This is a genomic window from Streptococcus sp. HMSC072G04, assembly GCF_001813295.1.
Lineage (GTDB): Bacteria > Bacillota > Bacilli > Lactobacillales > Streptococcaceae > Streptococcus.
This window is the reverse complement of record NZ_KV812027.1, coordinates 153,166-168,587: the sequence shown is the minus strand read 5'-3', so window position 1 is coordinate 168,587 and position 15,422 is coordinate 153,166. Positions and strand designations below refer to the sequence as shown.

The 15,422-nt window shown below is 44.3% G+C and carries 10 protein-coding genes; 9 read left to right on the top strand and 1 reads right to left on the bottom strand.

Annotated features, from left to right (window positions below):
* Positions 1–30: 30 nt before the first annotated feature.
* The gene (locus tag HMPREF2904_RS06540) at positions 31–2,106 is read right to left on the bottom strand and encodes a GH92 family glycosyl hydrolase (protein ID WP_070661203.1); all 2,076 of its coding nucleotides are present in this window, start codon (positions 2,104–2,106) and stop codon (positions 31–33) included.
* 215 nt (positions 2,107–2,321) lie between these two features.
* On the opposite strand from HMPREF2904_RS06540, the gene HMPREF2904_RS06535 reads away from it, so the two are divergent.
* The 9 genes from HMPREF2904_RS06535 to HMPREF2904_RS06495 all read left to right on the top strand — a co-directional run bounded on the left by HMPREF2904_RS06535 (position 2,322) and on the right by HMPREF2904_RS06495 (position 15,413).
* Positions 2,322–3,602 carry a glycoside hydrolase family 125 protein gene (locus tag HMPREF2904_RS06535; RefSeq protein WP_070661182.1) on the top strand — a complete coding sequence of 427 codons (1,281 nt, stop codon included), beginning with the start codon at positions 2,322–2,324 and terminating at the stop codon, positions 3,600–3,602.
* A gap of 241 nt (positions 3,603–3,843) precedes the next feature.
* A complete protein-coding gene (locus tag HMPREF2904_RS06530; protein WP_070661179.1) occupies positions 3,844–6,489 on the top strand; it encodes an alpha-mannosidase in 2,646 nt (881 codons plus the stop codon).
* 90 nt (positions 6,490–6,579) lie between these two features.
* Positions 6,580–7,449 (top strand): ROK family protein, encoded by an 870-nt coding sequence (locus tag HMPREF2904_RS06525; protein ID WP_070661174.1) that lies wholly within the window; start codon positions 6,580–6,582, stop codon positions 7,447–7,449.
* The gene (locus tag HMPREF2904_RS06520; protein WP_070661171.1) at positions 7,443–9,323 is read left to right on the top strand and encodes a beta-N-acetylhexosaminidase; all 1,881 of its coding nucleotides are present in this window, start codon (positions 7,443–7,445) and stop codon (positions 9,321–9,323) included. The genes HMPREF2904_RS06525 and HMPREF2904_RS06520 overlap by 7 nt, the downstream gene beginning before the upstream one ends.
* A 226-nt stretch (positions 9,324–9,549) precedes the next feature.
* Complete coding sequence (locus HMPREF2904_RS06515) at positions 9,550–10,479, top strand: ABC transporter permease (RefSeq protein ID WP_003009701.1); 930 nt, start codon at positions 9,550–9,552, stop codon at positions 10,477–10,479.
* Positions 10,480–10,492: 13 nt separating this feature from the next.
* Positions 10,493–11,425 (top strand): carbohydrate ABC transporter permease, encoded by a 933-nt coding sequence (locus HMPREF2904_RS06510; RefSeq protein WP_003004100.1) that lies wholly within the window; start codon positions 10,493–10,495, stop codon positions 11,423–11,425.
* A 76-nt stretch (positions 11,426–11,501) separates the two neighbouring features.
* The gene (locus tag HMPREF2904_RS06505; protein WP_070661169.1) at positions 11,502–12,983 is read left to right on the top strand and encodes an ABC transporter substrate-binding protein; all 1,482 of its coding nucleotides are present in this window, start codon (positions 11,502–11,504) and stop codon (positions 12,981–12,983) included.
* 169 nt (positions 12,984–13,152) lie between these two features.
* Complete coding sequence (locus HMPREF2904_RS06500) at positions 13,153–13,764, top strand: YesL family protein (RefSeq protein ID WP_070661166.1); 612 nt, start codon at positions 13,153–13,155, stop codon at positions 13,762–13,764.
* A 2-nt stretch (positions 13,765–13,766) separates the two neighbouring features.
* Positions 13,767–15,413: a sensor histidine kinase gene (locus HMPREF2904_RS06495; RefSeq protein ID WP_070661162.1), complete on the top strand. Its 1,647-nt coding sequence runs from the start codon at positions 13,767–13,769 to the stop codon at positions 15,411–15,413.
* Positions 15,414–15,422 lie beyond the last annotated feature (9 nt).

The window sequence follows — 15,422 nt, the reverse complement described above, 5'->3', positions numbered from 1 at the left end:
AATTACCGATTTCTGTCCCACTCTCTTTTCTTATGCATGTGGGGGAAGCCAAGAAAGCTCAAATTGGAGCAATTGGGCTTCAAGGAGATCTTGATGGGAAACCTCTTGTTTCTCTTTGCCATCTAATAGGGCCTTTTGGATGAAATGGGCGCCTGCAGTGTGTGAGTTGGCGCAAATCTTGAGCTCTTGCTTGGGAAGATGGAGAAGGACTTCTTTAAAGAGAGGAAGGCCCAGATCATAGATTGGTTTTCCTGGGCAGGTTGGATAGAGTCCAAGGGCTGACCAGATGTACCAAGCAGATAGGCTACCGTTGTCCTCATCACCTGGATAGGCTTGGAAATCTTGATGGAAAGCTTGGGAACGGATCTGGTGGATCAGGAGATTGGTGTATTCGGGATGAAGGCTGTGACGGAAGAGGTAGGGAATGTGAAAGCTGGGTTGATTGGAGATGGCGATCTGCCCAAATGGGGCTTGGGCCATTTCACTCATTTCATGGATTTCATAGCCATATCCTCTTACATCAAATTGAGGTTTTTGATTGGCTAGATCCAGCAGTCGTTGGGTGAAGGCTTTTTTACCGCCCATTAGCTCTATCAGGCCGGAGAGGTCGTGTAAGGCTCCAAAAGTAGCCTGGGTTGCAGAGCATTCTGCATAATCTCCTCCCCAGCTGGTAGGAGAGAAGGGCTCTTTAAAGTTTCCATTAGTGGATCGCGCTCTCATGAAGCCTGTTTGGGTATCATACAATGTTCGGTAGGAGAAGCTAGAAGCAGCATACCGAGCGGCTGTTTTTGTATGCCCCAATTGCTTGGCAACGGTAGCAATGCAAAAATCACTATAGGCATAATCTAGGCTGTGGCTCACACTTTCGTGAAAATCATCGGGTAGGTAGCCAAGTGCCTTGTAGTTTTCATTGCCATGGCGACCAAAATGTTGAGTAGGATCTGTTTTTTGGGCTGTCTGGAGCATGGCTGTCAGCATGTTTTCATGTAGGTCTGGTGCGATCCCTTTTGTGACAGCATCCGCAAAGACCCCATCGATAAGGGTACCTGGCATCATTCCTCGTTCATCTGGGGCCAGCCATTTTGGTAGAAAACCAGTATCCTTGTAAGTGTTTAAAAATCCTTCGAGAAAGTGACGGTAGTAATCGGGGTAGACAAGGCTAAAGAGCGGAAAAGAGGTCCGAAAGAGGTCCCAAAATCCGATATTGGTATAAGCTTTTCCTGGTTTGATTTCATTATGGGTGACATCCAGGTGCCAGTCATTTCCCGTGCTATCTGTTTCATAAAAGGTTTGAGGGAAAAGGAGGAGTCGGTAAAGGCAATGATCGAAAAAGGCTTGGTCACGCCCTCCGGTATCTTTTACTTCAATTCGTTTTAGCAGTTGATTCCATTGATCGGTTGCTTCTTTTTTAGCTTCCTCTAGGGAAAGGTTGGGAAGATGGCTGTGAGCCATGTCTTGGGACAGATAAGAGCTACCTAATTGGACGGTCACTTCATTGCTAGAAAAGGTGAGAAAAAGATCTTGATCGATGTGAGTGACATTCTCGATCGGCTGGCTAAATTGCCACTGGAGATAGAAAGAGTAGGAAGTATCTGCGGTATGAGCCTGATCCAGAATGCGGAAGTGGCAGGTTTGGTCTGTCAGGGTCAAGTCCTCTAGTTCATTTGCTGCATGAAAGCAGAGAGTCAGCTTTTCTGGTGCTCGAAAGCGCATGACAGCCCCGTAGCGGCTTGGAACCAGCTCGCTTTGAATCTGATAACGTTCCGAAAAAATACGGAGGTAGTGGGGCTGGAAAACGGCTTCTTTCATCGAATAACTGCTTTGACGACGGAAGAGATCGGAACTTGCAACTTCCCCTATGATGGGCGTGATGAGGCACCAAGCGTAGTCTCCTATCCAAGGACTAGGCTGGTGGGTAAGGCGAAATCCCTGAAAAATAGGGAGATTGGGGTTGAAAAACCAAGCCCCTTGTTCGTGTGTCGTCTGGGGAAGGAAGTAGTTCATCCCAAAAGGGACTCCGGTATAAGGAAGGGTATTTCCGCGGGAATAGTGGGGATGATTATCGCTTCCCCAGCGGGTATCGATGGTCTGGCAATGTGTGCGCATCTTGTCTCCTTTTTCTTCATCAACCTTAAATGATCTTTGTTTTTCTTGGAACATGCGGTGGTATTTTCTTCATTGTATCAAAGTGTTGTCAAATATGATAGCGTTTTTATCAAATGGGAAATTTTGTAGAAAAAGGGCTATAGTTTGCGTATGTATTTCCCATTTGAAATCTTTTATACTGAATAGGAAAGAATCGATACGTGTGAGGAAAATAAATGACCTATTCAAAAGAAATTGTGCGAGAATGGTTGGATCAGGTGGCTGAGCGAGCTAAGGAGTACCCTGAGTGGGTGGATGTCTTTGAACGTTGTTATACAGACACTTTGGATAATACAGTTGAAATTTTAGAAGACGGTTCAACCTTTGTGTTAACAGGGGACATCCCAGCTATGTGGTTGCGTGACTCAACGGCTCAATTGAGGCCTTATCTTCATGTGGCTAAAAGAGATCCCCAATTGCGCCAGACCATTGCTGGTTTGGTCAAACGTCAGATGACCTTGATTCTCAAGGATCCCTATGCCAACTCTTTTAATATTGAGGAGAACTGGAAGGGCCATCACGAGACCGACCATACCGATTTGAATGGCTGGATTTGGGAGCGCAAGTATGAAGTGGATTCGCTTTGCTACCCCTTGCAGTTGGCTTATCTTCTGTGGAAAGAAACTGGTGAGACTAGCCAATTTGATGAAACCTTTGTTACAGCGACCAAGGAAATCCTTCATCTTTGGACAGTGGAACAAGACCACAAGAACTCCCCTTATCGCTTCGTTCGGGATACAGATCGTAAGGAAGACACACTGGTGAATGATGGCTTTGGGCCAGATTTCGCTGTGACAGGGATGACCTGGTCAGCCTTTCGTCCAAGTGATGACTGCTGTCAGTATAGCTACTTGATTCCGTCCAATATGTTTGCAGTGGTTGTCTTGGGCTATGTGCAAGAAATCTTTGCAGAATTGAATCTAGCTGATAGTGAAAGGATCATTGCAGATGCCAAACGCCTGCAAGCGGAGATTCAAGAAGGGATCGAAAACTACGCCTACACGACTAACAGCAAGGGCGAGAAAATCTATGCCTTTGAGGTAGACGGTTTGGGAAATGCTAGCATCATGGATGATCCAAACGTGCCAAGCTTGTTGGCAGCTCCTTATCTTGGCTACTGCGAGATTGACGACGAGGTCTACCAAGCTACTCGTCGGACTATTTTAAGCTCTGAAAATCCTTACTTCTATGAAGGGAAGTACGCAAGCGGACTCGGAAGTTCTCATACCTTCTATCGCTATATCTGGCCGATTGCCCTTTCTATTCAAGGATTGACAACGACAGATAAAGCTGAGAAAAAATTCTTGCTCGATCAGCTGGTTGCCTGCGATGGAGGCACGGGTGTCATGCACGAAAGTTTCCATGTAGATGATCCAACCAAATACTCGCGTGAATGGTTCTCGTGGGCCAACATGATGTTCTGCGAATTAGTCTTGGATTACTTGGATATTCGCTAATACTCTTCGAAAATCAAATTCAAACCACGTCAGCTTCGCCTTGCCGTATATATGTTACTGACTTCGTCAGTTCTATCTACAACCTCAAAGCAGTGCTTTGAGCAACCTGCGGCTAGCTTCCTAGTTTGCTCTTTGATTTTCATTGAGTATAAGGAGCACGCTTTAGCTTCACTGATTCTTGTTAGAATCACAAGTTTATATTTAAAACATTAAAAATTTAAGTTAGAATGAGGTTTTACTCATGGAAAATGTTGTTGTACATATCATCTCTCACAGCCACTGGGATCGTGAGTGGTATCTACCTTTTGAAAGCCACCGGATGCAATTGGTGGAACTCTTTGACAATCTCTTTGATCTTTTTGAAAATGATCCGGAGTTCAAAAGTTTCCACTTAGATGGACAAACCATCGTCCTCGATGACTATTTAGAAATTCGCCCTGAAAACCGTGACAAGGTGCAGCGTTATATCGACGAGGGCAAGCTCAAGATTGGTCCCTTCTACATTTTGCAGGATGATTACTTGATCTCCAGTGAAGCCAACGTCCGCAATACTTTGATTGGACAGGCTGAATGCGCTAAATGGGGTAAATCTACGCAGATTGGTTACTTCCCTGATACATTTGGAAATATGGGACAAGCTCCTCAAATCCTTCAAAAATCAGGGATTCACGTAGCAGCCTTTGGGCGTGGGGTCAAACCAATCGGATTTGACAACCAAGTCCTCGAAGATGAGCAGTTTACCTCTCAATTTTCTGAAATGTACTGGCAAGGGGCGGATGGTAGCCGTGTGCTGGGTATTCTCTTTGCCAACTGGTACAGTAACGGGAACGAAATTCCAGTGGATAAAGATGAAGCTTTGGCTTTTTGGAAACAAAAATTGGCAGATGTTCGTGACTATGCCTCCTCCAACCAATGGTTGATGATGAACGGTTGCGACCACCAACCGGTTCAACGAAACTTGAGTGAAGCCATTCGTGTGGCTAACGAACTGTTCCCTGACGTGACCTTTATTCATAGTTCCTTTGATGAATATGTTCAAGCAGTGGAAAGTGCGCTTCCTGAGCAATTATCTACGGTTACGGGAGAATTGACCAGTCAGGAAACCGATGGTTGGTACACACTGGCAAATACGTCTTCCTCTCGGATTTATCTCAAGCAAGCCTTCCAAGAAAACAGCAACTTGCTCGAGCAAGTGGTGGAACCTTTGACCATCATTACTGGTGGGCACAACCACAAGGATCAATTGACCTATGCCTGGAAGACACTCTTACAAAATGCGCCACACGATAGTATTTGTGGATGTAGTGTGGATGATGTTCACCGTGAGATGGAAGTTCGTTTTGCCAAGGTCAATCAAGTGGGGAACTTTGTCAAGACCAACCTTCTGAACGAATGGAAGGGCAAACTAGCAACTCAAAAAGCCCAGAGTGAGCACCTCTTTACGGTCATCAATACTGGCTTGCACAATAAGGTGGACACCGTCAGCACGATTGTCGATGTAGCGGTTTGTCCATTTAAGGAATTGCATCCGACAGAGGGCTTCAAGAAAATGGCCGCTTTGACTTTACCGGACTACCACGTAGAAGATTTAGATGGGCATCTGGTAGAAGCTGAGATTGAAGACTTGGGGGCAAGCTTTGGCTATACCTTGCCTAAGGATAAATTCCGCCAACCCTATATTGCGCGTCAAGTGCGCGTGACGGTTCCGGTTCACCTAGCGCCTCTTTCTTGGACGACCTTCCAGCTCTTAGAAGGTAAAGCACCTCATCATGATGGTCTGTTCCAAAATGGGGTGATTGATACGCCATTTGTAACCCTTAGTATCGATGATGGCTTGACCCTCTATGATAAAACGACCAATGAGGCTTATGAGGATTTCCTTCGCTTTGAAGATCGTGGGGATATCGGAAATGAATATATCTACTTCCAACCAAAAGGAACCGAGCCGATCTATGCGAAGTTAACAGCTTATGAGGTTTTGGAAAACAATGCTCGCTATGCCAAAATCTTACTCAAGCATGACTTGACGATCCCGGTCAGCGCGGATGAACAATTGGATGCGGAGCAAAGAGGCATTATCGAGTTTATGAACCGCAAGGCAAGTCGCTCAGAAGAGGTGATAACTATCCCTCTTGAAACGGAGATGACCATTTTTGTAGATGATCCGCAAATTCGCTTCAAGACGCGCTTTACCAATACAGCCAAGGATCACCGCATCCGTCTCTTGGTCAAGACTCACAATACACGTCCAAGCAACGATTCTGAAAGTATCTATGAAGTTGTGACACGGCCAAATAAACCGGCTGCTTCTTGGGAAAATCCTGAAAATCCCCAACACCAACAAGCCTTTGTCAGCTTGTATGATGATGTCAAGGGGGTAACAGTAGCCAATAAAGGTTTACATGAATATGAAATTTTAGGGGATGATACCATTGCCGTGACCATTCTTCGGGCTTCTGGAGAACTTGGTGACTGGGGCTATTTCCCAACGCCAGAAGCACAATGCTTGCGGGACTTTGAGGTTGAATATGCAGTGGAATGCCATCAAGCTCAGGGCCGCTTCTCCGCTTATCGCCGGGCTAAAGCTTTGCAGACACCGATGACCAGCCTTCAAGTTGAAAAACAAGAAGGAAGTGTAGCAGCAACAGGTAGTCTCTTCAACCATCCAGCACTGAACTTGCCACAAGTTTGTCCAACAGCCTTTAAGGTAGCAGAAAATGAAGAAGGTTACATCCTTCGCTATTACAATATGAGCCAAGAAAATGTGCGCGTGTCAGAAGGACAACAAACGGTTGTCGATCTTCTGGAACAACCGTATCCGGTCCATACAGGTTTATTGGCACCGCAAGAAATCCGGACAGAATGGATTAAAAAAGAAGAAGTATAGCTGGTTGCAGCTGAAGAAACAATAAAAGGAAAGGAGGAGCGAAAAAGTAAGAACCGACTGCTGACTCGCTCCTTTTTACAGGTAAAAGCAATGACCATTGCAACGATTGATATCGGAGGGACTGGGATTAAGTTTGCTAGTCTCACTCCTGATGGAAAGATTTTAGATAAGGCCAGCACTCCGACTCCAGAGACTCTGGAAGAGTTGCTGGCTTGGTTGGAGCAACGCTTGTCCGAGCAGGACTATCGTGGGATTGCCATGAGTGTCCCAGGAGCCGTTCATCAAGAAACAGGGGTGATCGAGGGGATCAGCGCCATTCCATACATCCATGGTTTCTCATGGTATGAGGCGCTTGCTCATCATAAGCTTCCTGTCCACCTAGAAAATGATGCCAACTGTGTTGGACTGAGTGAATTGCTGGCGCATCCTGAGATTGAAAATGCAGCCTGTGTCGTGATTGGTACAGGAATCGGTGGAGCCATGATTATCAATGGGAAGCTTCACCGTGGACATCATGGTTTGGGCGGTGAGTTTGGCTATATGACAACCATCGAGCCGGCAGAAAAGCTCAACAACTGGTCGCAACTCGCTTCTACAGGAAACATGGTTCGCTACGTCATTGAAAAATCTGGTCAGTCTGACTGGGATGGCCGCAAGGTGTACCAAGAGGCGGTAGCCGGTAATGCCCTTTGCCAAGAAGCTATCAAGCGCATGAATCGTAATCTTGCTCAAGGACTGCTCAATATCCAGTACCTGATCGACCCAGATGTGATTAGCCTAGGTGGCTCTATCAGTCAGAACCCTGATTTTATCAAAGGGGTGCAAGAAGCAGTAGATACCTTTGTGTACAGATATGAAGAATATACCATCGCTCCAGTCATCCAAGCTTGCACCTATCAGGCAGATGCCAATCTCTATGGTGCCCTTGTCAACTGGTTACAGGAGGAAAACCAATGGTAAGTTTTACAGGGCTTAGTCCCAAACAAACCCAATCTATCGAAGTATTAAACAATCGCATCTCCCTACCAGATGTAGAAGTGGCGGTCGTTCAGTCTGACCAAGCTTCTATCTCTATCAAGGGTGAGAATGGGCAGTATCAACTGACCTACCGCAAACCTCATCAACTCTACCGTGCCTTGTCTGTGCTCGCAACAGCTTTAACAGAAGGGGATAAGGTAGAGATTGAGGAACAAGCGGCTTACGAAGATTTAGCCTATATGGCGGACTGTTCGCGCAATGCCGTGCTCAATGTCGCATCTGCCAAGCAGATGATTGAGGTCTTAGCTCTTATGGGTTATTCAACTTTTGAGCTCTACATGGAAGACACTTATCAAATCGAGGGACAACCTTACTTTGGCTATTTCCGTGGAGCTTATTCTGCTGAAGAGTTACAGGAAATTGAAGCATACGCCCAACAGTTTGACATGACTTTTGTCCCATGCATCCAAACCTTGGCTCACTTATCAGCCTTTGTCAAATGGGGGGTTAAAGAAGTCCAGCAACTCCGCGATGTAGAAGATATCCTCCTCATCGGTGAAGAAAAAGTCTACGACCTGATTGACGGTATGTTTGCGACGTTATCTAAACTACAAACTCGCAAGGTCAATATCGGAATGGACGAAGCCCACTTGGTTGGTTTGGGCCGCTACCTCATCCTAAACGGCGTTGTCGATCGTAGTCTCCTCATGTGCCAACATTTGGAGCGCGTGCTGGATATTGCAGATAAGTATGGTTTCCACTGTCAAATGTGGAGCGATATGTTCTTCAAACTCATGTCAGCAGATGGCCAGTACGACCGTGAGGTGGAAATTCCAGAGGAAACACGAGTTTATCTAGACCGTCTCAAAGACCGTGTGACCTTGGTTTACTGGGATTATTACCAAGATAGTGAGGAAAAATACAACCGTAACTTCCGGAATCACCACAAGATTAGCCAGGATATTGCCTTTGCTGGTGGTGCTTGGAAGTGGATTGGTTTTACGCCCCACAACCATTTCAGCCGTCTCATTGCAGTAGAAGCCAATAAAGCCTGCCGTGCCAACCAGATCAAGGAAGTCATCGTGACGGGCTGGGGGGACAATGGTGGGGAAACAGCCCAGTTCTCTATCTTGCCTAGCTTACAAATCTGGGCGGAGCTCAGTTACCGCAATGATTTAGAGCGTCTGTCTGCTCACTTTAAGGGCAATACAGGCCTCTCAGTTGAGGACTTTATGCAGCTGGATCTGGCCAATCTCTTGCCAGACCTACCAGCTAATCTCAGTGGGATTAACCCCAACCGCTATGTTTTTTATCAGGATGTTCTTTGCCCAATTCTTGACAAGCACATGACTCCTGAACAGGACAAACCTCACTTTGCCAAGGCAGCTGAGATTCTTTCTGACATTAAAGAAAAAGCGGGCGTCTACGCCTATCTCTTTGAAAGTCAGGCTCAGTTGAATGCTATTTTAAGTAGTAAAGTCGATGTAGGACGACGCATCCGGGAGGCTTATCACGCAGGTGATAAAGAGAGCTTGCAACAAATCGCTCAGGAAGAATTGCCAAAACTTAGAAGCCAGATTGAACACTTCCATTCTCTCTTTAGCCACCAATGGTTGAAAGAAAACAAGGTATTTGGTTTGGATACCGTAGATATTCGTATGGGTGGACTCTTGCAGCGGATCAAGCGAGCTGAAAGCCGTATTGAAAACTACCTAGCAGGCGAAATCCCTCGTATCGATGAACTAGAAGTAGAGATCTTGCCATTCAACGATTTCTACGGGGATCAGGACTTCGCAGCCACAACGGCTAACCAGTGGCATACTATTGCGACGGCTTCAACCATTTATACAACGTAAAAAATGCCAAGTTGGATGACAGAAGTCTCATCCACAGTGGCTAGGAGTAGAAGAGGAGCTGTCTTTACGACCACCCTTTTCTACTCTTTTTTAAAGCTATGTCATAAATTTGTAGAATTTTTTCTATAATTAGGAGTTTGAAAATGTAAATGGGCTATCTTATAATAGGTGATGTAAACGCTACCAAAGCAAATAAACACGCTCAAGGCTCAAAGGGGGGAGTTAAATGAAAAAGTTTGTAAGGACTCTGAGAGAAAATTTCATTTTTCTTTTAATGGTCTTACCTGGTGCAGCGTGGTTAATCTTATTCTTCTATATTCCGGTTTTTGGGAATATCGTAGCATTTAAGGACTATCATATCACAGGAGAGGGCTTCATCGACAGTGTCATGAAGAGTAAGTGGGTTGGCTTTGACAACTTCAAATTCCTCTTTAGTTCCAAAGATGCCTACATTATTACAAGAAACACGGTATTGTACAACTTAGGATTCATCTTCTTAGGATTGATTGTTTCCGTTGGGATCGCCATCATCTTTAGTGAGTTGAGATCAAAAAGAGTGGTCAAGGTGCTTCAAACCTCCATGCTCTTCCCATACTTCCTATCATGGGTTATCATCAGCTTCTTCACCGATGCCTTCCTTAACGTGGACAAAGGATTGGTCAACCACATCTTAACTTCATTTGGTATGAAAGCCATCAATTTCTATTCGGAATTGTGGATCTGGCCAGCGCTTCTCCTCTTCTTAGGAATCTGGAAAGGCTTTGGTTATAGCAGTGTCATGTACTATGCAACCATCATGGGAATTGACCCAACTTACTATGAAGCAGCGACTGTGGATGGTGCGTCCAAGTGGCAACGCATTCGCAACATCACCATTCCTCAGTTGTCTTCCTTGATTACGGTTTTGACTATTCTTGCAGTCGGAAATATCTTCCGCGCAGACTTCGGTCTTTTCTACCAAATCCCGCATAATGCTGGAGCGCTCTATAGTGTGACCAACGTTATTGATGTTTATGTCTACAACGGTTTGACCAAGTCAGGGGATATCGGGATGACAGCAGCAGCCGGTCTTTACCAATCGGTAGTCGGTTTGGTTCTTGTTTTAATCTCAAATATCATTGCCCGTCGCATTGATAAGAATGCCGCTCTCTTCTAGAAAGGAGGATCGTATGAAAAAATCAACCATTCAAAAAGAAAAAATTGATAATGTCGGGATCCATTCTTTCAGTAAGAAGAGCAACTTCTTCTTTACCTTGTTGTTGACCTTAGTCGGATTGACCTGTGTGCTTCCCTTCATCTTCGTTGTCATGATCTCTTTGACTGACGAACAAAGTTTGGCAGTCCATGGCTTCCAATTCTGGCCAGCAAAATTTGGATTTGATGGTTACCTCTTCTTGGTACAGTTCAAAGACAAAATCTTGCAAGCCCTCTTCATTACCTTGTTTGTGACCATTGTGGGAACAGCATGTAATGTCTTTATCACCACAACCTATGCTTACGCAATCTCACGGAGTACCTTTAAATACCGCAAGTTCTTTACCGTATTTTCACTCCTTAGTATGCTCTTTAGTGCAGGGTTGGTTCCAAGCTACATTGTGACCACTCAACTCTTGCAGTTAGGTGATACCATCGGGGCTTTGATTATCCCAATGTTGCTCAGTCCATTTAACATCATCTTGATGCGGACCTTCTTTAAACGGACCATTCCAGAAGCCATCCTTGAATCCGCTCGGATCGATGGGGCAAGTGAAACACGGATCTTCTTCCAAATCTGCTTGCCATTGTCTCTACCAGGGATTGCGACTATCAGTTTGTTCACTGCTTTAGGGTTCTGGAACGATTGGTTCAACGCCCTCCTCTATATTAAGAGTGACAACCTTTACCCATTGCAATACCTCTTGATGCAAATCCAAAACAATATGGATTACATCGCTAAAAACGTCGGGGTATCCGGCCAATTGGCAGGAGCTGTACAATCCATCCCACGGGAAACAGGACGTATGGCCATGGTGGTTGTGGCAACAGTGCCAATCGCCATTCTCTATCCATTCTTCCAACGCTACTTTGTAAAAGGCTTGACCATCGGTGGTGTGAAAGAATAGGAATCATCGAAAATCGACAAGATTTTCAACTTATCATTTAGTTTAAAAAGAAAATAACATAAAGGAGATTTTTCTTATGAAAAATTGGAAAAAATACGCGTTAGCATCTGCTAGTGTGATTGCTCTTGGAGCTACTCTTGCTGCTTGTGGAAGCCTTACAGGTAACAACAAGAAATCTGCAACAACTGAAGACGGTAAACCAATCATCAAGATGTACCAAATCGGTGATAAACCAGATAACTTGGATGTTCTTCTTAAAAATGCCAACAAGATCATTGAAAAGAAAGTTGGCGCAAAATTGGATATCCAATATCTTGGTTGGGGTGACTACGCACAAAAAATGAACGTTATCATCTCATCTGGTGAAAACTATGATATTGCCTTTGCTAATAACTACGTTATCAACGCTCAAAAAGGTGCTTATGCTGACTTGACAGAATTGTACAAGAAAGAAGGGAAAGACCTTTACAAAGCACTTGACCCAGCTTACATCAAAGGGAACACTGTAAACGGCAAGATCTATGCTGTTCCAGTAGCAGCCAACGTGGCATCTTCTCAAAACTTTGCTTTCAACGGACCACTTCTTGAAAAATATGGTATCGATGTTTCAAACGTCAAAGACTATGCTTCTCTTGAACCAGTCTTGAAAGCTATCAAAGAAAAAGATCCGAACGTTGTTCCATTTGCAATGAACAAGAGCTACGGTGGACCTTCAGATGACTTCGACTATGTGGCTGTTGATGGACTTCCATTCGTTGTTGACTTGAAAGGTGATACTACTAAGATCGTTGACCGTTACACAATTCCTCGTTATGTAGAAAACTTGAAGACTCTTCACAAATACTACGAAGCAGGATACATTCCAAAAGACGTAGCAACTAGCGACACTGGTTATGATCTTTCTCAAGATACATGGTTGGTTCGTGAAGAAACAGTAGGACCAGCTGACTACGGTAACAGCTTGCTTTCTCGTGTAGCAAACCGTAAGATCGAAATCAAACCATTTACTGAACTGTACAAGAAGAACAACACCACTCAAGTAGCTAACTTTGTTATCTCAAACAACTCTAAGAACAAAGAAAAAGCAATGGAAGTGTTGAACCTCTTGAACACTGATCCAGAACTCTTGAACGGCCTTGTTTATGGACCAGAAGGCAAGAACTGGGAAAAAGTTGCCGGCAAAGAAAACCGTGTCAAAGTCTTGGATGGCTACAACGGAAACACTCACATGTCTGGATGGAACACTGGTAACAACTGGATTCTTTACATCAACGAAAACGTAACTGATGAACAAATTGCACAATCTAAGAAAGACTTGGAAACTGCAAAAGAATCTCCAGCACTTGGCTTCATCTTTAACACAGATAAAGTGAAATCAGAAATCACTGCTCTTACAAATACTTTGAACCAATTTGCAGGTGCTATCAATACTGGTACTGTGGATCCTGAAGTAGAAGTTCCTAAGATGCTTGAAAAATTGAAATCAGAAGGTGCTTACCAAAAAGTGCTTGACGAAATGCAAAAACAATACGACGAATTCCTTGCTTCTAAAAAATAAGAACAGGTAGTTCGAAAAAGGCTTTGGAGGAATCTCCAGAGCCTTTTCATGTCTTTATGAAAATAGAACTGTAAATGAAAATCAATATTTCAATTTACCAATGCAAATAAGGGAAAGCGTTTTATTTTTATGGTATAATAGAATCACTAATTGGAAAAGAGGCTGAATGATGGGAAAAATCATCGAGTTCATTTTTACGAGAGTCTATGTTGCTATGCTGGTAACAGGGATTTTTTGGGTCTTGACGATCTGTGGGGGTGTTCTACTAGGAGTAGGACCGGCTAGTGCCACTATCATGAGCCTCTATGCGGAAAATGGCATGACCTACAAGGACTATCATTGGTCACGCGCTTGGGAACTCTTCAAAGAAAATCTACGCCCGGCTAATCAAGTCTTTTATACCTTCTTTGCCATTGAAGGGGTTATCCTCTATGGCATGTACCTCATGGTCCAGATTCCTCACTTGAATTTCTTCCAAATTTTGGTTCTCTTGTTTAATCTGGTTTTCCTCTTGGTTGCGCCTCTAGCTTACGCCGTTTATTTGAAATTGCAAGTTCATTTTGATCTCTCTTATGCCAACAGTATCAAGCTCAGTTTGATCGGAATGTTGCTGGACGTTCGTCCGGTTCTCAAGCTCATCCTTGGAACCGCGCTACTTGGTGTCATTAGCTACTATATGCCAGCTCTTCTCTTTTTCGTCTTGATCGGTGTATGGCATTTCTTTGTCAATGATATCTTTGACCCTGTTTATCAAAACATCCACGAAAAATTGGTATCCTAACGATGAAAAAAATCTGGTTAAGTACGCTTTTAAAATTCTACGCCTATGTCATGGTGGTCATTTTGACCATCATGGGCCTGGTCGTCGCGGGGATCTCTTGGAAAAACCAGCAAGCTGAAGCCGACCGGATCGCCCAACGGGTCTTAACCGAAGTGGTGACGGATCTTGAGACCTCTTATCAGCGGGTCACACAAGAAGGCCGTAGCCTCGTTGAAAACCCTGCAAAATTAGAAGGGGTGTATCGCTATTTTACCTTGTCGCCATCGGAGTATGAGACTTGGCGATTGAATGCCCAATTCCCTTCCTATATCCAATTGTCCCTACATAAGAATATTGACAGCCTCTATTTGAGCAATAAAAACATCGAGGGTATCGATGTCACCTTGTCTGATTACAAGACGGTATTTGTCTCTACTCGGCAATCAAAGGGAGGCAAGCAGGTCTCAGCGGACCATTACAAGGCTCCTGCGACAGCCATTCCGGTTCCTTTGACAGATCCGACTACGGGTGCTGGAGTTGGGATCGCTTATATGACGCTGGACCAGGAAATTTTGACGGCAGCGATTGATAATGCCAGAGGCGATCTTCCGATCGCTGTGTGGATCTTCACTCCCTTTGGGAAAGAGATGTACCATGAAGGGGATAAGGAGCAATCAAAAGATGTTAAATGGCAAACCCGTAGCACGATCTATGGCTACAAGGTGGATGTAGCTGTTTCTGAAAGTTATCTGGTCAAAAAGGGTCTAGCTAACCTGACCACTTTTCTCTCCATTGCTTTCCTAATTTTCTTGATCCTTTACTTGTTGTTACGGCAAATTTTCAAAAATTACCGGCGTCAAGTCCTCGATTTGGTCGATACCATGAATCAGATCAGTCAAGGCGATAGTGAACGACGGATTGATACCTCGACCAAGGACCAAGAACTGCTGGTTATTGGTAATATGATCAATACCATGTTAGACAATATGGATAAGAATATTCGGGATATCTACCAGTTGCAGCTCAGCCAAAAAGATGCCAATATGCGGGCACTACAAGCCCAGATCAATCCCCACTTCATGTACAATACACTGGAATTTATCCGGATGTACGCCGTCATGCAAGAGCAGGATGAATTGGGTGATATTATCTATGAGTTTAGTAGTCTCTTGCGCAATAATATTTCAGATGAGCGAGTGACGACAGTTGAAAATGAGCTCGAATTTTGTCGCAAATACAGCTACCTCTGTATGGTGCGTTATCCAAAATCGATTGCCTATGGCTTTAAGATTGATCCAGGCTTGGAAAAAATGAAGATTCCAAAATTCACTATCCAGCCTTTGGTCGAGAACTATTTTGCGCATGGAGTAGATCACAAACGCAAGGACAATGTGATTAGTGTCAAAGTCTTGCAAGGAGAAGGGCAAGTCATCATCTTGATCACTGATAATGGGCGCGGAATGGAAGAAGAGCAGCTAGAAAAAATTCAAGAGATACTAGCCAATCGCAATCCTCGCTCAGAAATCGAAGAAAAGAGTGGCCGGCAGTCCATCGGAATTGTCAATGTCCATGAACGCATGCTACTCTATTTTGGAGATCGCTACCATATCCAAGTCTTCTCCCAACCTCACCATGGAGTGACTTATACGATAACTATTCAAGATGAATAAAGGAGACAG

What these genes read in the sequence shown, in the direction of transcription:
- HMPREF2904_RS06540 (WP_070661203.1), bottom strand. Translation starts at nt 2,106, where the DNA reads ATGCGCACACATTGCCAGACCATCGATACCCGCTGGGGAAGCGATAAT.
- HMPREF2904_RS06535 (WP_070661182.1), top strand. Translation starts at nt 2,322, where the DNA reads ATGACCTATTCAAAAGAAATTGTGCGAGAATGGTTGGATCAGGTGGCT.
- HMPREF2904_RS06530 (WP_070661179.1), top strand. Translation starts at nt 3,844, where the DNA reads ATGGAAAATGTTGTTGTACATATCATCTCTCACAGCCACTGGGATCGT.
- HMPREF2904_RS06525 (WP_070661174.1), top strand. Translation starts at nt 6,580, where the DNA reads ATGACCATTGCAACGATTGATATCGGAGGGACTGGGATTAAGTTTGCT.
- HMPREF2904_RS06520 (WP_070661171.1), top strand. Translation starts at nt 7,443, where the DNA reads ATGGTAAGTTTTACAGGGCTTAGTCCCAAACAAACCCAATCTATCGAA.
- HMPREF2904_RS06515 (WP_003009701.1), top strand. Translation starts at nt 9,550, where the DNA reads ATGAAAAAGTTTGTAAGGACTCTGAGAGAAAATTTCATTTTTCTTTTA.
- HMPREF2904_RS06510 (WP_003004100.1), top strand. Translation starts at nt 10,493, where the DNA reads ATGAAAAAATCAACCATTCAAAAAGAAAAAATTGATAATGTCGGGATC.
- HMPREF2904_RS06505 (WP_070661169.1), top strand. Translation starts at nt 11,502, where the DNA reads ATGAAAAATTGGAAAAAATACGCGTTAGCATCTGCTAGTGTGATTGCT.
- HMPREF2904_RS06500 (WP_070661166.1), top strand. Translation starts at nt 13,153, where the DNA reads ATGGGAAAAATCATCGAGTTCATTTTTACGAGAGTCTATGTTGCTATG.
- HMPREF2904_RS06495 (WP_070661162.1), top strand. Translation starts at nt 13,767, where the DNA reads ATGAAAAAAATCTGGTTAAGTACGCTTTTAAAATTCTACGCCTATGTC.